Origin of the sequence: Leptospira kirschneri serovar Cynopteri str. 3522 CT, assembly GCF_000243695.2 — a bacterium.
GTDB classification, from domain to species: Bacteria; Spirochaetota; Leptospiria; order Leptospirales; family Leptospiraceae; genus Leptospira; species Leptospira kirschneri.
Genome location: NZ_AHMN02000013.1, coordinates 170,721 through 190,944, shown reverse-complemented (window position 1 = coordinate 190,944; position 20,224 = coordinate 170,721). Strand labels below are relative to the sequence as shown.

Below are 20,224 nucleotides of genomic sequence, written 5' to 3'. Positions count from 1 at the left end.
ATTGTGGTGATTTACAAAACTGCTTCAATTACCCATTTTAATTCAACAAAAACAAATGGTGAATTCATTTTTCAATAAATCTATTAGATTTATTTTTTGGAGCAAGTTTTAGTCTTTTCATTTTTTTTATTGAACTTTCTCAGAGTGGAAGTTCCCACAAGTCCGAGTTTTACGGTAAAACTTCTATTTCTTAACACGAAGTATATGTATTCTCCAAAATAAAATATCCAGATCGGAGCATGTTACGATAGCTCTTAAGTTGATTCGCCTGAAGTGGCTGCTTGAGTTCTTCCATTCAATTCCTCTACAATTTTTCGAGGAATGCTCAAAAATATGGAACTCTCCGCAAGTTATAATTGCTACTGAAAAGATGACATCCGGATAACAAAGTCGGTCGTCTTTGAAAAGTAGATCGAATTTCTGTAGTTTGTAATTTTTTCGTATTTCAATTGTAACGAATTTCTGAAATATTAAAAAGATAGAACCTACTGGTACTCTTGCAGTCCCGATTTTCTTTTTTAGAAAATCGGTTTGTAAAAAACTGCGATCAATCAGTAAAAAAGTATAGGAATCATGAAAAATCAATCAGGGAACCCAGGGCAAAAAGTTCTCGTCGTAGACGATGAAGAAGATATAGCCGAGCTGATCCGATTTCATTTAGAAGAAAACGGTTACCAAGTAGATACATGCCAAAACGGATTAGAAGTACTTCCAAAACTGGAAAAAAATACTCCCGACCTAATTATCTTAGATCTTATGCTTCCCGGAATCGGAGGTATGGATCTTTGCAAGAAGATAAAAGAAAAGTATTCTATGCCGATCATTATGGTTACCGCAAAATCTGGAGAAACCGAAGCGGTTCTCGGTCTGGAACTAGGAGCGGACGATTATGTTCGTAAACCATTCAGCACAAGGGAATTAATCGCTAGAGTTCGTTCCGTTTTAAGAAGAATCAAAGACGAAGAAGAAGATGAATTCGAAGGAAACATCACAATCGGAAATATCTTTCTTAATCTGAAAGCGCATAAGGCTTTTATAAACAACTCCGAAGTCGATCTAACTTTAATAGAGTATAAAATACTAAACCTTTTTATGACCAATCCGGGAGTCGCTTTTACCAGAGACAAATTATTAGATCGGGTTTGGGGAAAAGATATTTATGTTACAGATAGAGCGGTAGACGTAAATATCAAAAGATTACGCGATAAACTTGGAGACGAAAAGGAAAGGTTAGAAACGATACGCGGAATCGGCTATAGATTCAATGAGGCGTAGTTTATTTTCAAAACTTCTTCTTAGCAACTGGCTCCTTCTACTTGTGCTCCTTGTAGTCGCAGGTATTGCTCTTTTCGTAGAGAAGTTCGTTCATTCCGATTTTAAAATTCTTCTATTCTCTTTTTATGTTCTTTTTGCGATGTTCGGCACATTCTACATGTCTTACTCAATCGCTAAAAGTGTTATAGAACCATTAGATCGAATCGAAAAAAAAACCGGGGAAATTAACGCGGGCGATTTTGGTTCCGAGTTAACACTTTCCGATATTCGAGAACTTGCAGACCTTGCATCCTCAATCAACTTAATGTCTACAAGACTTAAAAATCAATTTGTGGATCTTACGATAGAAAAAGAAAAATTCGATTCCGTTTTACAAAATTTAAAGGAAGGAGTTTTTGCAATTGATCCGGAAAACGCTTCTATTCTTTTTCAAAATAAAAGTGTTCCAGGATCTTTGATCGAGCCAAATTCAAGATCCAGAAAAGTAACTGATGCAACTAGAGATTCTAGACTTTTAGAATTTGTATTAAATCATCTTAAAGGTTCTAGCGATTCTAAAATGGAACTAGATCTAGGACAAAATTTTTATACGATCAAAATGTACCCTCTCAAAACGAATGGTAAAATTCTAATGTACATCGGAGTCATCCGAAACATCACAGAAGAAAAACAATCTCACATCATTCGAGAACAATTCGTTCAAAACGCTTCTCATGAACTCAAAACTCCTATCACATCCATTAAGGGATACACGGAAACGTTACTCGATCGTTTACGTCTTTCGCCCGAAAGTCATGAAAAAAGATTTTTGGATGCGATTTCTAGAAACACAGATCGTATGGTTCGGATCGTAGAAGACATGCTCACAATCACACGAATTGAAAATCAAACCAAGATTTCGAGCGAAGAAGAATTCTCCTTAAAATCTCTTGTAGAAAACTTAAGTTATACGGTCGAAGGAGTTGTTTCATCCAAAGGTCAGAAGTTTGTAGTTGAGATGCCCAATCCTTTGATGATCTCTGCGGACTGGATCCTTTTAGAACACATGCTACTCAACTTGATTTCAAACGCGTCGTCTTATTCTTCCGAAGGAAAAACGATCACTCTCAAAATTCTACCTATCAAATCGGATCAAGTTCAATTTCAAGTAATCGATCAGGGAATTGGTATTCAAGACGAAGACAAGATTCGAATTTTTGAAAGATTCTTCCGAGTCGATAAAAATCGTTCCCGAAAAGAAGGTGGAACCGGTTTGGGTCTTTCTATCGTGAAACATATCGTTCGTCTTCATAACGGTTCCGTTAAAGTTTTTGATAATCCGGAAGGTGGAACCATTTTTTCAGTTACGATTCCCACACGTTATCAGACCGAAACATCCTGAATTTCTTCTTTTCGACAGAGATAATTTTCCAAATATAGATCCAATCAACTCGTTTAAGGGATCTTATTCATGACCATGCCTAAAGGATTTTTATCTTTTGGAATTAATATCGGTATCAAAGACGATACAAAGGACTTTGGAGTTATTTATTCCGAAATTCCGTGTAAGGCGACTGCCGTGTTCACTAAAAACAATTTTCCCGGAGCTCCGGTGATTGTTGGCAAAGAACACGTTCAGTCCGGAATTCTTCAGGCAATTGTTATCAATTCTAAAAACTCAAACGTCGCAACAGGCGAAAAAGGAATTCAAAATTCGAGAGAAATTTGTAAGGCAATTGGAGAATCTCTTGGTATCAAAGAAACGTTAGTCCTTCCTTCTTCTACAGGTGTAATCGGAGTTCCTCTGAAAATGGAAGTCATTCTACCAGCTTGTAAAAAAGCGAAATCTCTTTTAAAACCGGGCAACTTGGAAGAAGTCGCTGAAGCGATTATGACAACGGATACTAGAAAAAAAATTTCTTTCCGAAATATTAAAACGAAATCAGGACAAGGAACCATTTACGGAATTGCAAAAGGCGCCGGAATGATTGAACCCAATATGGCGACTATGCTCTGTTATATTCTTTCGGATGTCTCCCTTCCGGAAGGAACCGATCTATACTCTATTTTAAAAGCTTCGGTCGATCAAAGTTTCAATTGTTTAACGATCGATTCTGATACTTCAACCTCTGATACGGTCGCATTGTTTTGTAACGGTTTATCCGGAGAAAGTTCCGTAGAAGATTTTTCTAAAGCTCTTACTGAAATCTGTATCGATCTTACCAAACTCATTGCAATCGACGGGGAAGGTGCAACAAAATTAATTGAACTTACTATCTCAGGAGCTAAAAACGAAATACAAGCAAAGAAAATCGGTAAATCGATTTTGAATTCCCCTCTGGTTAAAACTGCAATCTACGGCGGAGATCCTAACTGGGGAAGATTGATTATGGCGGTTGGCAAAGTTTTTGACGAACCCATTCCATTCGAAGGCCTTCAGATTTATTTCGGAACACTTCCGGTCAAAGAAGCAAATCCGGAAACTTTAAAAAAGCTTTCCGAATATTTAAAAAATAATACTGAAATTTCTTTAAATGTAGTGTTGAATGTTGGAACGATTTCCATGAAATTTTGGGGTTGTGATTTTACGGAAAAATATATAGAAGAAAATGCTTACTATACTACCTGAAAGCAAAAATACCAACAGCAGATTTAAAGAAACATTCCGTTCTTTAGTTACGGATTATTATCTCATTTCCACAATCATCAATCTATTCGCAAAAGGAAGTTCGGTTCTGATCGCTTTGGGAATCTATTTTTTTATTCTCTCCGCAGTTCCAAATGCAATCGAATACTATATGGAAGTAAGTCTACTTTCTACTTTGATATTTGCGGTTTTTATACTATTTCCACTTCAAGAAAAACTCAGCGGTAAACTTAAGTCTATTCTAATTTCCGAATATTTAAGCGACGATCCGCGCTCTTCCCGATTGGCCTATAGAAAATTCGATCAAGAAGGTTTGATCAAAAATGTTTTCCCGGACTTAGTAAGGTTAACTGAAAGTAATTACGGAAAACTAGCTTTACTCAACAATGACTTAAAAACTTTTGAACTTTACACTTACGCAAAAAAGAAACAAAGAAAAGTGATCACTCACGACGGAATCAATCCAGATTCAAAACTTTTAAAATACATTTTGAACAAGAAAAACGGAGTCATCATAGGAGAACAGGATCAGAATCACGAAATCAACGAAGATTTTGTAAGTCTCAGAGCAAACTTTATATTACCTTTTGTTTATAGAGAAACCCTTTTCGGTTTTTTGGCCGTATCCAATATTCCCAAAGATTCAGTCAGGCAAGACCTAAGTTTTCTTTCTGGAAAATGTGGAATCGCGGTTCATAATCATATCCTTTCTTCTCAAGTAGCGGAAAATAAAAAATACAGAAAAGAGCTGGAGACGGCCGGCAAAATTAGAAAATTTTTAGAAGCAGCAGAACCGCCAATGATCGGAACCATTCGTATCGAAATCCTTTCCAGAGAACCTGGTGAACTTATTGAATTCCTGAATTCAGAAGGAGAAGAAACATACTTCGTCATTTTGAAGTTAGGGATCACAAATCAGGTTTCTGTATTAGTTCTTTGTTATATATTAGGAGCTTTATATTCCGTTAGAACCTCGAGAGCCTTTCAAAGTCTAAATAATATTAAAAATTTGGTGGAATCCTACTTAAAAGAAATCTCCTGGAACGAAGAATACGATCTCTTAGTAGGAGTTATTAGAAAAAGCGAAAATACCATTTCCTTAAAAACCTCTGGAAAAAATTTCAAAGTTCACAAAAATTCAGACTTCAGTAAAAACCTACTTTCAGCTGGCTGGGAAGTAGAAGAGAGTATAGAAAAAGATCCATTGGTTCTTACTTGGAAGAACCGCACGATGATTTCGATTCATGATCTGAGGTTTCCATCGTGAGAAATATACTTTTACTTTTTATATCTCTGATCCTACTCAGCATCGTTTTATTGATAGGAGTTTTACAAACTTCTTCCGAAACTTTAAAACCGCCTTTTTATTACTACCCGAATGGAACGATCATTCAAAGCAGCGAAGAGTTTCCAGGTATTTTAGGAAAAAAAGTTGACCTTTTAGAATTGGAAATCGCGATCAAGATGGCAGAGTCCGGACAATCTTATGAAAATGGAATACACGTTTACGATAAAGGAGTCAGCGAAACGATTCCGGTAATTTTAGCACCTAAATCATATTATTCGGTCGTTAAGGAATTCACAAGAGACATTCTTATATCGTTGTTGTATTTATCTGTCGCGATTTGGTTTTTCTTTTATACAAGAGATCTTTACATGCTTCTATTGTTCGGATCCTTGTCTTGTTTGAGTTTATTCAATTTCTTTTTAGTTGGATTTCACGAATTCCACTTTCTATTTTTCTTTTTTCTTTATTTTACCGCATTCGTAATCTTGAATATATCTTTCAGACTTAGAGGAAAAGAACTCCCCACTCGTTGGTTCGCGCCGGAAATCATTTTTTCTTTGATCGCCGGTTTTGTAGGTAGAACACAAAAAGCGGATCCGCATATCTTTGGAATACTCGCCACAAATGGAGTTTACTTTATACTATTCAGCTCCGTGATCTGTATTTTTTTTCTTGTAACGGATTCGATACGAAATCTTTTTCCGATTCAAAGTTTATTCAAAAAATTAAGTCTGATTTTAGCATTCAGTGCAATTTCCATTCTACCTTTTGTTTCCGTAGAATTTTCGGAGTTTATCTCCCCCGATTTTTCTAAACTTATGATTTTATTTGCATTTCTGATCTTTCCCGCATTGATCATATACGGAACCTTTACGTATTCCATTGTTCCGGTTCAAATCGCATTCAGTTCTTCTCTCACTTCTATTTATCTGATTCTTATATTAGCAGGAGGTTATTTGTTTTTGTTGGGAGCGTTTTTCAAATTCGATCCAATCGCAGCAGATAAGTATTTAGAAGAATTTAACGTTTTATTTCTTTGTTCCAGCATTTACACGATGAGCTCCATCAACAGACGTCTTTCCAATCTTGTAGATACTTGGAGTTTTAAACGAAATCAAAAGTTACACTCCGCTATGGAAACGATTTCTGCGATGATCAGCGCTCCAATTTCAATGAGAGCTACCATCAACAACATGATGAGAAAAGTTTCCGAAGCTCTGGACATTTCTAAAATTCTAGTTTTAATACCTGCGGATAAATTTCCCAGAACTGATCTGAAAAACATCAACTTCATTCGGATCTCTTCAAACTCCGAAATATGGCAGTATTTTGCGACAAATACGGAAGTTACGGTCACTACACATCTTGCCTATGGACTTGGAATTAGAGAATCAGTTTACAAGTTTCTACATAACTCAGGAGTACAACTTACATATCCGATTTTCAATTATTCCAGAGGAAAAGAGGTTTTGGCTGTGTTTCTTGTGGGAGAAAAGAAAAACAGAAAGAACTTCAATCTAGGAGAACTTCATTTTTTAAAAGAATGTACTCGAATGGCTTCGATGCTTTTACAGAACTACGCTTTATTAGCGGAAGAAGTAGAGAAAAAAAGAATTGTTCGTGATCTCAACATGGCTTCGATCATCGACAAAACGCTCCACGTAGCGGAAAGCAGACATATTCAAGGAGTTAAGATAGGTTTTTTTTCCATACCAGCCGTAGGAATCTCAGGTGATTATTTAGACATTCAAAAATTAGATTCAAACACGATGTTGTTGGCTTTAGGAGACGTTTCAGGACATGGATTAGGAACTGGTTATCTAGTCAGCGCAATCAGAGGTATCATACAAAATCAAATTCGAAAAAAATCGGACTTATCTACGATATTCAAAGTAATTAATTCGTTTCTCATTGAAAGATATAGAGGAAGCGAGTTTATGACTTTCATTTGTGGAGAATATAATTCTCAAAAAGAAACGTTTCATTACATCAATGCAGGTCATTCTTCTCCGATTTGTATTCGAAAAGATGGAAAAATAGAATTAAGATCGGAAACTCAAAGAGTTTTAGGTGTCTTACATACAGAATATAAACACTTAACGATTCCGATTTACTCTGGTGATAAATTAATTTTATTCACAGATGGAGTTACAGAAACGTTTAACGACAACGAAGAAATTTTTGGAGATGAAAACTTTTTAAATCTTTTAAAGAATAATCATCACTTAGATCCGCAAGATCTATCAGATCTTGTATTAAAAACGATTCAAGAGTTTCGTGGTAAGAAAGATCCTAGTGATGATATATCTTTCATCTGCATTGAAGTGAATAAAAATCACGATTCAAATCAGTAAGATAAATAAATTAAAAAAAAATGTAAAAAAATATTAAAACACTTTACATTTTTATCTTGATCCATTAATTATGTCTCTAATCACGGCGTTAAGCTTTAAGATCTCTTAAGACTCAACGTTAGTAACACGGAGGAATAGTCAATGGTTGCAAAAAAGAAAGCAGCAAAGAAGGCAGCTAAGAAAAAAGCAGCTAAAAAGAAAGTTGCAAAGAAGAAATAAGTAAATCTAGCAACACATTTTCATTCTAAAGAAGGGATGAAATTTTAAAACCCGCTTCGAGAAGCGGGTTTTTCTTTTTAAATACGATCTTTCAAACGTTTTCGCTTATCAATTCAGTCTTAAATACTTAAAAACTCCATTAAAAAGCTCATCTCATCCTTCATCTCGGGCAAGGTATCACCATAATTCTTAATTTGTTTGGATTCCCCATCTGAATTGATCTCATAAAGACAATATTCTTGATTGGTTGTAGATGATTTTTCTAATTTAAAGAACCGAGTTGGTTTCTTTGAAAAACGATTATACAAGGTGAATTTATGATAATAAAATCCGTCTTTGTTTGGATTGATAGGATAAGGTATAAAATATTCGGCTCCGACTAACATAGTATCCGGTTTTACGATTATCATCCTAGTCCAAGTGGAAAGATTGATCGGATAATTTTCCTCTACAAAGGTTTTCTTATACTTAGTTTCCCATATAGATAAGATTTTTTTACGAATATCATTAGCTTGTTTGTGTCTCTGAAGTCCGTTTAAAGAAATTTCAAGAAAAGATAACAAAGAGATCGTCTCATTTTTACCACTTTTAGCAAGTTCAAGCTGAACTAATTTTTTAGAAGAATGAAAATCTTGATTATAAATCTCCTGCCAGATCTTTTCACGTATTTGTGTTTCTGTACTTTCCGATAAAAGAGATAAAGGAAGTGTGACCCATATACAAGTCGCACAAGCCAAAGCCAATAAAAACGCCGAATGAGCGGTATAACATCTGATAGAACGTATCATTTCTTCTAAAAAAATCATTTTACAACCTATCCACCAAAACGATTCATAAAGAACAAAGCGACCTCAATTCATTTAAACGATCATAAAAACGGATGAGTTTCGTTTTTATCTCATCAAAAATTTCGCTTTAGATAACTTAAGTATCATAATTTTCAGAACCTAAAATTTTGAAGATAGTACATTCGTTTATTGTTATCAAATCAGCCAAAAATAATTCCTATTTTTATATTAGGGATTGTCTTTCGGAGTCGTGATACCAAGGAAATTTTTTTTCGTTCCATATACGCTCGAAAGATTGAATTCCATCTTTTTGCGCATATTCTTTTTCTTCTTCGGATAAAGGTAATAAAGTCAAAAAACGAACCCGTTTTCCGTTTTCGGAGATAAATCCCGTTAAATCCGGAGTATTTGAAAAAGAAGTAAGATCTCTAAAAAGAATAGAAGTAAAATTTAAATAAAGCGCTTCCGGGTCTTTTCTAGACATGGTGATTGTATGTCCATTCCCAAACCACTTGGCCATATTCCAAGGAAAACGAATCAATTCTCCGATTAAATGTGGAACCCAGGATTCTGATCTTTCCAATCCTTCCGAACCAATCTTAACCGCAAAAATCAGTTCAATTCTTGAATAGTTCTCATAATCCTTATGAAAGAGTTCCACGGTGGGCATATTTTGAGCGCTCATTCCTATCGTAGAATATATTAGAATTTCTGGATATTTCTCCGATCGAAAACGTGTTATTCCTAATTGAGGATATTTTCCTCCATCTGCAGACCAGTATTTATCATGTTTTCCGAATATAGATTCCAGGAAAAAAAGTCTTCTTTCCTGAATTTCCTTCCACGCTCCCGATTTAGAACGAGCCTCCCAAAAATTTCTAGAAACATTAACACGATCTGGAATCATTCCGAACTCTGAATTACCCAAAGGATACGCCGTAAGTGCTTCTACTTTGGCATGGATAGAATACCCATGAAACCCTTTGATTCCAGACCAAGGAGGAAGAAAGGCGATCAAGTTTTCTTTGTAAAAAAGAGCGACTCCATCCCCTTCTTCCGTCCAGATAAAATAAAGATCTTTTTCTTCTAAAGCAGGATGAGGTTTTGATTCGTTTACTTCAGTGTTAAGAAGAATCGGAGCCAAACCGTTAGAAAGATCTTCGATACTTCTTTTTTCGGGAGCTTCTATTCGATTACAAACCCATACGGACTTGATTCCAAATTCCGGATTTTGTTCCGCTTGAAGATAAAGATAAACTGTTCTTCCGTCGTCTTCTAAATACGCAGTAAAAGTTCCGTATGGATTGGCTTCTTGGTAAATTACTTTAGGTTCTGCAAAAGAAGTCATCGAATGGGAATCTCTACGATCCTTTGTTTAAATTTCTCTAAAAGAGATCGAATCGTTTGTTCAGATCTAGTTTCGTTTAATATTTCAGGAAAATAAAAAGAAGCATTGAGAAGACCAGTCAGTTCGATCTCGTTCCAAGATTGAAAAGAATCCAAAACTAAAATCACTTCTTCCGAAACCGGTTCTTGTTTTTTCTTGCAGAGAATGAAAGTCTCTACGGCTCGAGTAGGAGTCATTGGTTTTTTATACATAGTACTTAAGACAAGATTTCAATAGAATAGGAATGTTTCAACTCTCTAAAGTATGAAAATACTACCAAAAATTAACGGCATTCCATTATTCAATATTTTGCACTCAAACGAGTTTGGCGATACACTAGTTCGTGGAGAAAAACCCATGATTCTGAAAAAAATTGGAATCTGAACTCTACAGATTGATTCTTTAAATGTAGGAACTACCACAAAACTTAGGTTTGTCTATAAAATGACGTGGGAACTACTGCAAACCACGATTTTACGAACGAATTCTAAAATTGTAGGAACTCATACTTTTAGAAAATTTTTTCTCAGCCGAACTTACGTTAAAATGGGATTTAAATTTTGATGATGCTCGTAAAACAAGGATTTTTGTACAAAAATCTGATTGTACGATGATTCTTTTTGTATTTTATAGTAGTTCCCACATCCATTTTTTTTACGGTAAACGAATCGTAAATTCGCACACCAAATCGCTGTTAGATTAAAAAGTGGGAAACCGGGAAGCTCCCGGTCTCAATCAAGAATAGAATGTTAACGATGGACGTACTGTTTTAAAGCACGAATCGGAACTTTTTCCCGGGAAACCCTGGTTTTATACTGCTCAAATAAAATTAAGAATAGTAGAGTGATCAGAAATAAGTTTTCCATATCTATAGTTGACTACAATTCTCTTAAAAAATCGAATCAATTTTGGAAATTTTTTTCCAAAGTTTTATGAAACGTTTTCACTTTTTGGAAAAAAATTGACTCAATTAGAAAACGGATCATTTAAAAAAATCATTTATCAATCTTTTAGAATATTCTTAGCCGCAGTTTTGATAGAATTTTTGAGCTTTGTTCTATTTCCGGAAGTCAGCCTTGCCATAATTTCGATCGTTTTTACGAACTCTTCCGCGGCAAGATCCAACATATCAGAAAGTCGAATATCGTTTTTTGTAATCGAAGAATTTACAGAGCCTTTACTTTTTTTAGACGTCGTTTTTTGAACTTTGGTCTTCTTCTTTTGGACCATGATTGGATTCCCCTAGGAAAGAATGTCTCATTACGGATTCTATTTTTATAGGAGTTCAAATCCAGCAGAAAGTAATTCTTATTCTAAAAATATTCCCATAACTCGATAACAATCTATTTTACTTTCGGAAATTTCAAAAACAGACCCATCCGGTCCGATTTCCTGTAACTTAATTTTATCCGGAAATCCTGTTTTAGAGACAAAATCTGCAACTACAAAAAAAGTGGAATATTTTCTAAGATTGAGACAATTTTCGACCCTTCTTCCGTGAAGAAACATAGTTCCTTCTTTTTCATGGGAAGAATCAGGAACCAAAATTAAATCGGAACCGTTAAAAACCCGAACCTGCCCAGTTCGAACATTCTCAGCCTTTATGTGCATAAATCGATCCAATCCTAAATTTCGCGAAGTCTTGGAAGATGTCTGACTGATCATTTTAAAAATTTCTTTCAGTTTATATTAAAATTCCTTTCAAAATGCCGTTTTCATTTTGGATTTTTAATTTCGAAGAATCAAACCGAAGATCTTGATCCGTTTTTAAAAGTTCTCCTTTTGAATTGAATACGTTTACCATTACATAACGACCCGGTTTCATTTTTACGAGCGCTAATGAATAAGGTGTTTTTGTAATAAAACCTGGATTTAAATTTACAGTCGTAGAAGAATAAAGTGTTCCGATTTCATTCTCATCCGCCCAGTTTTGATTTAAAAAAAGCCGTTTTGTTTTTATCTTTTTCGGTTTTGACTTGGAAGGTTCGGATGAAAAAATAGCTACCGAATTAATACTGTCAATTCCTCCGTTTCCTCCCAATAAAGTTTTTCCGGGACGCGTAATTAAAACGTTAGGCGATTCTTTAGAATACAATCCGTAATGAGCCGCTACGTCGACCAAACCGGTCGCCGCAGAAACGGACATGGCGGCTTGATAATTTAAAATTCCTCCCATTTGATTAACCTGAATCGTTTTACCATTTTTGAATTTTATAATTCCGTTTTTTAGACTTTCTGAAACTTCTTTTTTTGAAATCCCGAAGTATTCTGAAGATTGAAGAATCACCATTCCGACAAAACAATCATAAATCCATGCGTAATCGATTTCTTCTCTTTCGATTCCTGCAGATAAAAAGGCCAGATCCCCCGCTCTTCCAGCAGGCGTGTCAAAATCCCCCTTAAACATAAAATATTCTGAATGTACTGCTTGCCCTGCTCCAATCAAATACATTGGATTGATTTCTTTTTTGATCCTTCCTTGAGTCTGCAGTTTTTTTGCTTTCTTTTCGGATACTAGTAAAGTGGCAAATCCATGATCGGTTACAATCGCAATCATAGGTACTGAATATGGGTCGACGACGGTTCTAGTGATTTGTTTTTCTGTGATTTCTTGTCCGTATACACTCGCTCTAGAATTTATAATAGCGTTTGCTCTAAATTTTTTTGTAATTTCTTCGAGATCTTCTTGGATAATGTCGTTTTCATACATCATCCTTTTCATCAAAAGTCCGTACATAGAAATCAAAGTTGCCCCGTAATTTAGCTCGTATAACGGATGACATACAGTCTCGTTCAAACGTTTTAGATCGGATATCTGTTTAAACGTGGATTTTGGAATATCAGCAGCCGCAATCAATATCACCGCCTCAGGATCGGATTGAAGAATTATTTTCGCTTGTCCCAGAGCGCCGGTTACACTGGCTCCTCCTAAATCTATAAGATGAGAACGAAATCCAGTATAACCGAGTTCGTTTGCGATCCGTGCGCTATGTCCGTATCCTGCTTTTCCCAAAGACGACGGTTCTATACTTATAAAATCAGTGAGAATTTCTTTAAGAACTTCCGGCTTCATTTCTAAAAATTCCAGAAGATCATATATTGATTTTTTATAATGTTCTAATACTTTTTTTTCTCCGGTCCATTTTTTATATTCCTCCGGAAAATCGGACGTTATCGAATCGCTTATTCCCAATACCACAGGATTCATAGATTTACCTTTTGGATTTTATTTCTTAAAATAGATTTAAAAATATTTATATATCAAAAAATTATAAAGCTTAAAATAAGTTTTAAATTTAGAATATTACTATTCGGACGCATAAATAAAATACTTGGGTTAAATTGTTTCAAAAATTTGAATATTTTAGCCCTGTTCTAAAGTGCCGTAAATCCCGAATTTGCGATACTTCTTTAGATGGTCGTTTCTAATCATAATCGATTGTTTCTAAATTGAAACTAGGAGGTAGAACTTTACATTCTCCTTTTCCAATTGTTTCCCCTTTCTGATTGGTCCAAAGTATTTTCATTTCAATCATTTTCATTTTTTCAATCTTATTTTTTACCTCCACGGCGCAGGTGATCGTGTCTCCGGGATAAACTGGTTTTCGAAATTTAGTTACAGTCTCCAAGGCCACCGTTCCAAGACCGGGCAATTTCATCCCAAGAACGGGCGCAAGTAAAGACGCTGCAAGTCCTCCATGTGCGATTCTGGTTCCGAATATCGTAGTTTTTGCATATTCTTCGTCTACGTGAAGTGGATTGAAATCCCCACTAATTCCAGCAAAAAGATAAATATCGGTCTCCGTAATCGTTTTAGTAAAACTCGCTTTTTCTCCGATTTCAATCTCTTCATAAGATTTTCCTTTTTTATACATTCTTAATCTCTCCGATCGTCCTATTTTATGTTTTTGAAATAAGTTTTTACTGACAGAGAACAGAGGAAGTTTTGTTAATTGAACTACGGAATTTTTCAACAATTTTAATCTGATTTTTTAAACCATATTCTAAATTACACATACAGATTTATTTCGGCTACAAGATACGTGAATTTATATATATTTACGCAACCAATCCTCAATTTATAATGAACAAGGTGAGGTTCGTCAGTCTTAGAAGCGCCTAAACTGCTCTTATTTTCCAAACGATACGTTATCCAAAATACCCGCCTTTAAATATTCGATACTCTCTTCTATTTCTTTTTCAGGCGCGTTCAACTTTCCAAACGCTTTTAACAGTTTGTTGACTCCGTCTTCATCTAACTCCTTTAAATATACAATTCCTCGAATATACCTGGCAGTGAGATAATATATGAGTATATTAAAATCTCTTTCTTTATCATTAGTTTTATAGTGACCGTCGATTTTTGTTAAGTCCCATAGGCTCAATTTTAAAATCATCGTCAAAGTCAATAGATCTGCAAATCCAAACTCAAAGGCTTGTCTTTTTTTCCTTTCTGGATTTTCTCCAACGGTTTGAATTAAAACATCTAAAGATTGTATCAATTCACCGATCGGAGTATCTTTCGTTTTTTCTCCGAAAAAATTTCTTACTTCTCCCGTAGCCGCACTTTGAATTGTTTTTTGATAAGGTTCGTATCCTCCGTAACTCGCAGATATAATACTTCTTTGAACTTCCGAAGTTCCTCCTCCAATTGTCCCCAACTTTACATCTCTATAAAATCGACTTACTGGAACCTCCCTCATATAACCCATTCCTCCATAAATCTGAACCGAATCAGAAGCAACTTCTTCACTTACTTCAGAAGCGAATACTTTTAGAATGGAACTTTCCATCGGTAAACTTACGTTAGGTTCAGTATCTTTTTTACGCGCTACAAAGTAGGTCATTCTTCTTGCTGCACATAGATAAACCCAGATTCTCGCAATCTTTTCCTTAATTGCAAAAAAGCTTAGAATCGATTTTCCGAACTGCTGTCTCTGCCATGAATATCGAATACAACTTTCTAATACGTTTTCCATTCCTCCCATCAAAGCAGCAAGAAGTACGGTTCTTTCCCATTCTAAAGTCGCTTTTCCGATTCTTAAAAATCCGGAGTGCAAAGGGCCCAATAAATTTTCATCCGGAATATACATATCTTCGAATGTAAGTTCTGCAGTTGTAGAAGTGTTATGTCCTAATTTTTTTAAAACCTTAGAAACACTGAACCCTTTGTTTTTAGATTCTACGATAAACGCCGAAATCCCCATCGGTCCACGAGATTTTGTAGTTCTTGCCATGATGATAAAAACTTGACCAATCGGTCCGTTAGTGATGAAAGTTTTACTTCCGTTCAAAATAAATCCGCCTTTCGTCTTTTCCGCGTAAGTTCTCATTCCTGCGGCGTCCGATCCGGAATCGGGTTCGGTCAATCCTAAACCTGCAATCCATTCTCCACTTGCTAACTTAGGTAAATATTTATTTTTTTGATCTTCAGTTCCTTGAAATAAAATCGGAAGACTTCCTATAATCATATGTGCTCCCCAAGAAAGTCCAAATCCGGAATCCAACGAACCCGCGTTAAACGCTTCTTGTGCAAGACAACATTGAAAACAACTCCCTCCTTGACCTCCATATTCTTCTGGAATAGGAATTCCTAATAATCCCATAGAACCCATTTCTTTCCAGATTTCGTTGCTCCAAGTACAATCTTCGTCCCTTTGTTCCACGGAAGGAAAAACCCTTTCCTTCGCAAATTCTTTGACAGTATTGTAAAAACCTCGATCTTCGTCTTTTATGTATGGATTTAAAAATAACATTTCAATTGATTCACTCCAGTATAATTTAAAGTTCTAAAGTATTTCATTTTACCAAACCCTCCACAACAAAGAACCTATAATTTTGCGTCTAAATTGGAAATTTATCTTAAAATAAACACTGCACGGTTATTACAAATCCGCAAGAAATTAAAACTAGCCATAAATATTAGAATTGTTGAAAAATTCTATAACGGCGATTAACAAAACTACTTCAATTGACTATTTCATGAAAAAGAAATAAGGTGGAGAATTCATTTTTCAAAAAGTCTATTTAAAAAAACATCATAGACGAATTCAATTTTTGAACAATTGATCAAATTAATTTTTTTATTATAAATTATTAATATAAGGATTTATAAAATTAAATTTCTAACGGTCGAAAATTCCCAAAAACCAAAATCATGTTTGTCACTACAAAAAAGTATAAAATAATACTATAAATTTGTTTCAAAGGTTAGAATATAAGATCTTCTTCAAAAAAATCCATTGGTTCCGGAATGGCTCATGTAATCTTTGCAAAATTTCTATTTTATTTTCGATATATTTTTGTGGGTCTTTATAATAGAGTTGTTGAAAAATTAATTCTTGATCTGTTTGTATTGGATTGAATGGACAATTGAAGCAATTTTACGAATCTTCACTATGGAATTTTTCAACAACTCTAATAACATTTACAACAAAACGAAGTAATTTTCACAAATTACGTCTCTTACGTTAAGTTTAGGCTTTTAGACAATAAAATTTGTAAGAGTTCCTACATTTTACGAAAAGACTCAAATCTCCGTAAATCTAAAAGACTAAATACAAAAAGTATAATTTTATAATATAAAAATCGGCTTTACGAAAAACCCTAAACAAGATTTTTGAAATCGATTTTCAAAGATTTTAACAAGTCCAAAAACTGCTTTTCGTCATAAACAGCAATCCCAAGTTCATTCGCTTTTTCTAATTTAGATCCGGCACCAGGTCCAGCTAAAAGATGAGTGGTTTTTGAACTTACGGCGCTTACCTTTCTTCCGCCATAATAAACGATCAGATCCATCGCTTTATCTCTTGGCTGGAAGTTTTCAAAAGAACCGGTTACACACCACGATTGCCCCGCAAACGGTTGTTGATCCGCAACCTGAATGGGATCCGCTTTCATTTTAAGACCGGCCTTTTTAAGACGTTCTATCAGTTTTAAAATTTTTTTATCAGAAAAATTTTCCTGAAAAGCTTGGATTGTAGAAGGTCCAATTCCAGGAATTTCTAAAAGAGATTCTATCTTTTTTTGATCTTTTGCAATGGAAAGAATTTCGTCTATAGAATCGATTCCGTGTTCGATTAACAATTCCGTTACCTTATGACCGAGTTCCGAAAGCCCGAGAGAAGGAAGTAAAAAACGAAAATCCTTTTGTTTGGATTGCTCTATCCCTTTGAGAATAATGTTTACACTTTTCTCTCCAAAACCTTCTTCCTCCATTAGCTTTTCTTTTTGATCCTTCAAATCATACAAATCTGCAATTGACTTTATATAATCGTGATCATACAAAAATTCGATCTGTTTATCTCCGAGTCCTTCAATATCCATCTGCTTTCTCTGGCAGTAAAAGATAATTCCATTTTTCACACGATCGGGACAATCCGGATTAGGACAAAACAGATCGACTAAACTTTCTTTCTTAATCGTTTGTGTATTACAAGAAGGGCAACGATCCGGAATTTTAAAAACTTCTTTACCAGGAACAACCACCTCTTCTACCGCAGGAATAATTTCTCCACGTTTTGCCACTCTTACGATCGCGCCGATCCCTACTCCAAGTTCGTCTATATAATCTTGATTGTGAAGAGTCGCAAACGTAACGGTAGTACCCGCAAGACTCACTGGCTCTATTTCCGCTCTAGGAGTAATTTTTCCGGTTCGACCAACCGCATAAGTTATATCTACGATCTTACTTTCTTTCATGATCGTATCAAATTTATACGCCCTTGCCCATCTAGGAGAATGAGAAGTATAACCAAGTGCATCCCGCTTAGAAATATCATTTAGTTTGATAACAAGGCCGTCGGTCGGAAATCCCAAAGAATCCTTTTGTTTTTTAAATTCCTGGATGGTTTTTGCAATTTTAGATCCACTCACAAAAGCTGTGTTAGGCGGAACTGGAAATGTAAGTTTTTCGAGTTTGGAAAAAATCTCTTGGTGTGTTTTAAATTTTTTTTCCAAATTAGGGAAAGTTGCGTCGTAAGTAAAAATTCGAAGAGGACGTTTTGCCGTATCCGAAGAATTTTTTTGTTTGATAGACCCGGCCGACAAGTTCCGTGGGTTTGCATATTTACCGGAAGAAAGTGTGTTAAATTCTTCAAAGTCCTTAAAAGTCATAAAAACTTCGCCACGAAGATAAACCGTCATCGGCTCCGGCAAACGAAGAGGAATATTCCGAATAGTCCGAATGTTATCGGTAACGTCGTCTCCAATTCCGCCGGAACCTCTAGTGACTCCATTTTTAAGAATTCCATTTTCATAATATAGTACGATGGAAGCCCCATCTATTTTCCATTCTACGGAATACAATCCATCCGGATCGGTTTTATTAACCCATTCTAATAACTCGTTGTCGCTATACGTATTGATAAGAGATAATACAGGAAGTTTATGTTGAAACTTTTCAAAGTCCTTATCTAAATCAGAACCTACGACCAGAGTAGGACTTGCAAGATCCTTAAACTGTGGAAACTCTTCTTCTAAATCTTGAAGTCGCCTGAACAACTGATCAAAATCAAAATCAGAAATTTTCGGATCGTTTTTTACATAGTAGAGATACTGATGATGACGTATTTCGTCGGAGAGTTTGGCTATAAGTGCCTTAGCCTCTTTCTCCGAAAGAGTTTTCTGAGAATCTTCCTTTTTCTTTGGCATATTGTGTCCGGGTTGAGATCAATAAACTGGAACTTTGAGATATTCCATCGGATCGGTGCGATTGGATTCTCCGATCCAAATTTCATAGTGTAAATGAGGTCCGGTGACGTTTCCCGTAGAACCGACTGTGGCGATCAAGTTTCCTTTTCGAATCTGTTGACCGTCTTTTACGAAAATTTTAGTACAATGTCCGAAAAGCGAAAAGTAACCGTTTGCATGTTGAATTACGATATGATTTCCATAACCTCGGTTGGAATAAATGACTCGATGAATCTTTCCATTACCGGTAGCATAAATCGGAGTTCCGGGAACGTTTGCTAAATCAATCCCGTCATGATATTCCATATAACCTGTCGTAGGCGATCTTCTAGTTCCAAAATAAGAAGTAAGATTGTAAGAATACAAAGGTTCTCCAAAAGGAATCGCATCCATTACATCGTATCTGAGATTTAAAAAATCGTAAACGCTATCCACTAAAGGGCGATGTTTATCCATATAAACCCGCGCGGTTCTATATCCGTAGATTTCGGAAAGATAACTTCTTCCCAACATAAGATCTTTGTCAGCAGATTCTTCGGTTTTTAATTCTGCAAGTGCGATCGTTTCTATATCAGACTCATCGGGAAGTTTTAACATTTCGTCTCTGTGTCCATCGATTAGAGAATAAATTTCCTCTAAATTCTCCGTAAGAGCCAAAAAGTCATCTTGAACTCCTTCTAATTGTTCCGAATATTCAATGTATTCGTCGAAATATTTCCCATAAACTTGAGATAGTGCGTTGATTTGTTTTCTTGTATTATTGTATTTTACAATTCCAAAAACTGCGATTCCCAAAATGGAAACCAAAAGACTAAAAAGAAAAAAGATCGTAAAAACTGATATTTGAAAATGAAAGGATTTATCAAAACCGTGAGGAATGAGAAGTACAGTTAATCTTTGATGACCCTTCTCTTTAACCCGATCCAACCGTTTGCGGATTTCTTTTTCCATAGGATTTAAGACTCCTGGCTAAGAGTCTACTTAGGGGAAATACAGGTCAAGTGGAAACCAAGCCCATAAGTATTACTTATGTAGATCTAATGAGACTAAAGACTTTAGATTCTAACTTAACGTGAACTCGATATAATAATCTGTCCCAATACCTCAGACAAATTTTTACAACTCAATCTTTTTGATAAGACAAATTCAGTTTTGAAACACTCTGTAATTAAAAACAGTAGAAAATAACGTTTAACCTACTCTAATGTTTAGAATTTTTTAATATACCTTACGTCATCTACGATCTAAAGAAGCTTCAATTAAAGTATCCACATCCAAAGAAACCGGATTTTTTTTCATGGTTTCTTGATTATAAATCTTATTTTGAACTTTGGATTCAGCCTCCACAGTTGTTCCATAAATTTGTTCCTGAACCCAAAACTGAAGTTCGTCACGTGCAAGTTCAGCTTCTCGGTTTTCAAAAAAAGCCAACCAAACAATCGAGCTGGAAAAAAACGCAAACAAGAATGCGATCAATCCAAATTGAATCATTCTCCAGCGGCGTCTTCTATAAACCGCGTCGCAGATTTTAGAACTCCAGACTTTGCTATAAAGTCTGTCTGAAATTTCTTTGTCGATTCCGTTCGATTCCATTCT

Annotated in this window: 16 protein-coding genes; 5 read left to right on the top strand and 11 right to left on the bottom strand. The window is 35.3% G+C overall.

Going from position 1 to position 20,224, the window contains the following annotated elements; genetic code table 11:
* Positions 1-573 precede the first annotated feature (573 nt).
* The 5 genes from LEP1GSC049_RS210815 to LEP1GSC049_RS210835 all read left to right on the top strand — a co-directional run bounded on the left by LEP1GSC049_RS210815 (position 574) and on the right by LEP1GSC049_RS210835 (position 7,543).
* On the top strand, positions 574-1,275 hold the full coding sequence (locus LEP1GSC049_RS210815) for a response regulator (RefSeq protein WP_000795919.1): 702 nt from the start codon (positions 574-576) through the stop codon (positions 1,273-1,275).
* A complete protein-coding gene (locus LEP1GSC049_RS210820; RefSeq protein ID WP_025182137.1) occupies positions 1,265-2,656 on the top strand; it encodes a HAMP domain-containing sensor histidine kinase in 1,392 nt (463 codons plus the stop codon). The genes LEP1GSC049_RS210815 and LEP1GSC049_RS210820 overlap by 11 nt, the downstream gene beginning before the upstream one ends.
* A gap of 75 nt (positions 2,657-2,731) precedes the next feature.
* The gene (argJ, locus tag LEP1GSC049_RS210825) at positions 2,732-3,883 is read left to right on the top strand and encodes a bifunctional glutamate N-acetyltransferase/amino-acid acetyltransferase ArgJ (RefSeq protein ID WP_016748346.1); all 1,152 of its coding nucleotides are present in this window, start codon (positions 2,732-2,734) and stop codon (positions 3,881-3,883) included.
* Positions 3,864-5,168 (top strand): hypothetical protein, encoded by a 1,305-nt coding sequence (locus tag LEP1GSC049_RS210830; RefSeq protein ID WP_004757162.1) that lies wholly within the window; start codon positions 3,864-3,866, stop codon positions 5,166-5,168. The genes argJ and LEP1GSC049_RS210830 overlap by 20 nt, the downstream gene beginning before the upstream one ends.
* Positions 5,165-7,543 carry a PP2C family protein-serine/threonine phosphatase gene (locus tag LEP1GSC049_RS210835; protein WP_004755610.1) on the top strand — a complete coding sequence of 793 codons (2,379 nt, stop codon included), beginning with the start codon at positions 5,165-5,167 and terminating at the stop codon, positions 7,541-7,543. Before LEP1GSC049_RS210830 ends, LEP1GSC049_RS210835 begins: the two co-directional genes overlap by 4 nt.
* A gap of 338 nt (positions 7,544-7,881) precedes the next feature.
* Here the strand turns inward: LEP1GSC049_RS210835 and LEP1GSC049_RS210840 are convergent, their stop codons facing one another.
* From LEP1GSC049_RS210840 to LEP1GSC049_RS210885, 11 genes are all read right to left on the bottom strand, one after another.
* Complete coding sequence (locus tag LEP1GSC049_RS210840) at positions 7,882-8,568, bottom strand: hypothetical protein (RefSeq protein ID WP_004755683.1); 687 nt, start codon at positions 8,566-8,568, stop codon at positions 7,882-7,884.
* A 205-nt stretch (positions 8,569-8,773) separates the two neighbouring features.
* Entirely contained in the window at positions 8,774-9,898 is a 1,125-nt protein-coding gene (locus tag LEP1GSC049_RS210845; protein WP_004755558.1) for a suppressor of fused domain protein, read from the bottom strand.
* Positions 9,895-10,149 (bottom strand): hypothetical protein, encoded by a 255-nt coding sequence (locus tag LEP1GSC049_RS210850; RefSeq protein ID WP_004447378.1) that lies wholly within the window; start codon positions 10,147-10,149, stop codon positions 9,895-9,897. Before LEP1GSC049_RS210850 ends, LEP1GSC049_RS210845 begins: the two co-directional genes overlap by 4 nt.
* Positions 10,150-10,939: 790 nt before the next feature.
* On the bottom strand, positions 10,940-11,167 hold the full coding sequence (locus LEP1GSC049_RS2000000226755) for a hypothetical protein (protein WP_000250249.1): 228 nt from the start codon (positions 11,165-11,167) through the stop codon (positions 10,940-10,942).
* Positions 11,168-11,245: 78 nt separating this feature from the next.
* A complete protein-coding gene (locus LEP1GSC049_RS210855) occupies positions 11,246-11,602 on the bottom strand; it encodes a hypothetical protein (protein ID WP_004760231.1) in 357 nt (118 codons plus the stop codon).
* A 19-nt stretch (positions 11,603-11,621) separates the two neighbouring features.
* A complete protein-coding gene (locus tag LEP1GSC049_RS210860; RefSeq protein WP_016561048.1) occupies positions 11,622-13,145 on the bottom strand; it encodes a thiolase C-terminal domain-containing protein in 1,524 nt (507 codons plus the stop codon).
* 217 nt (positions 13,146-13,362) lie between these two features.
* The gene (locus LEP1GSC049_RS210865; protein ID WP_004755619.1) at positions 13,363-13,812 is read right to left on the bottom strand and encodes a MaoC family dehydratase; all 450 of its coding nucleotides are present in this window, start codon (positions 13,810-13,812) and stop codon (positions 13,363-13,365) included.
* 255 nt (positions 13,813-14,067) lie between these two features.
* Entirely contained in the window at positions 14,068-15,693 is a 1,626-nt protein-coding gene (locus LEP1GSC049_RS210870; RefSeq protein ID WP_004755632.1) for an acyl-CoA dehydrogenase family protein, read from the bottom strand.
* 850 nt (positions 15,694-16,543) lie between these two features.
* Positions 16,544-18,589 carry an NAD-dependent DNA ligase LigA gene (gene ligA, locus LEP1GSC049_RS210875; protein ID WP_004755547.1) on the bottom strand — a complete coding sequence of 682 codons (2,046 nt, stop codon included), beginning with the start codon at positions 18,587-18,589 and terminating at the stop codon, positions 16,544-16,546.
* An 18-nt stretch (positions 18,590-18,607) separates the two neighbouring features.
* Entirely contained in the window at positions 18,608-19,579 is a 972-nt protein-coding gene (locus LEP1GSC049_RS210880; RefSeq protein WP_004755627.1) for a M23 family metallopeptidase, read from the bottom strand.
* Positions 19,580-19,861: 282 nt separating this feature from the next.
* A complete protein-coding gene (locus LEP1GSC049_RS210885; protein WP_004755549.1) occupies positions 19,862-20,221 on the bottom strand; it encodes a hypothetical protein in 360 nt (119 codons plus the stop codon).
* Positions 20,222-20,224 lie beyond the last annotated feature (3 nt).

What these genes read in the sequence shown, in the direction of transcription:
- LEP1GSC049_RS210815 (WP_000795919.1), top strand. Translation starts at nt 574, where the DNA reads ATGAAAAATCAATCAGGGAACCCAGGGCAAAAAGTTCTCGTCGTAGAC.
- LEP1GSC049_RS210820 (WP_025182137.1), top strand. Translation starts at nt 1,265, where the DNA reads ATGAGGCGTAGTTTATTTTCAAAACTTCTTCTTAGCAACTGGCTCCTT.
- argJ (WP_016748346.1), top strand. Translation starts at nt 2,732, where the DNA reads ATGCCTAAAGGATTTTTATCTTTTGGAATTAATATCGGTATCAAAGAC.
- LEP1GSC049_RS210830 (WP_004757162.1), top strand. Translation starts at nt 3,864, where the DNA reads ATGCTTACTATACTACCTGAAAGCAAAAATACCAACAGCAGATTTAAA.
- LEP1GSC049_RS210840 (WP_004755683.1), bottom strand. Translation starts at nt 8,568, where the DNA reads ATGATTTTTTTAGAAGAAATGATACGTTCTATCAGATGTTATACCGCT.
- LEP1GSC049_RS210845 (WP_004755558.1), bottom strand. Translation starts at nt 9,898, where the DNA reads ATGACTTCTTTTGCAGAACCTAAAGTAATTTACCAAGAAGCCAATCCA.
- LEP1GSC049_RS210850 (WP_004447378.1), bottom strand. Translation starts at nt 10,149, where the DNA reads ATGTATAAAAAACCAATGACTCCTACTCGAGCCGTAGAGACTTTCATT.
- LEP1GSC049_RS2000000226755 (WP_000250249.1), bottom strand. Translation starts at nt 11,167, where the DNA reads ATGGTCCAAAAGAAGAAGACCAAAGTTCAAAAAACGACGTCTAAAAAA.
- LEP1GSC049_RS210855 (WP_004760231.1), bottom strand. Translation starts at nt 11,602, where the DNA reads ATGATCAGTCAGACATCTTCCAAGACTTCGCGAAATTTAGGATTGGAT.
- LEP1GSC049_RS210860 (WP_016561048.1), bottom strand. Translation starts at nt 13,145, where the DNA reads ATGAATCCTGTGGTATTGGGAATAAGCGATTCGATAACGTCCGATTTT.
- LEP1GSC049_RS210865 (WP_004755619.1), bottom strand. Translation starts at nt 13,812, where the DNA reads ATGTATAAAAAAGGAAAATCTTATGAAGAGATTGAAATCGGAGAAAAA.
- LEP1GSC049_RS210870 (WP_004755632.1), bottom strand. Translation starts at nt 15,693, where the DNA reads ATGTTATTTTTAAATCCATACATAAAAGACGAAGATCGAGGTTTTTAC.
- ligA (WP_004755547.1), bottom strand. Translation starts at nt 18,589, where the DNA reads ATGCCAAAGAAAAAGGAAGATTCTCAGAAAACTCTTTCGGAGAAAGAG.
- LEP1GSC049_RS210880 (WP_004755627.1), bottom strand. Translation starts at nt 19,579, where the DNA reads ATGGAAAAAGAAATCCGCAAACGGTTGGATCGGGTTAAAGAGAAGGGT.
- LEP1GSC049_RS210885 (WP_004755549.1), bottom strand. Translation starts at nt 20,221, where the DNA reads ATGGAATCGAACGGAATCGACAAAGAAATTTCAGACAGACTTTATAGC.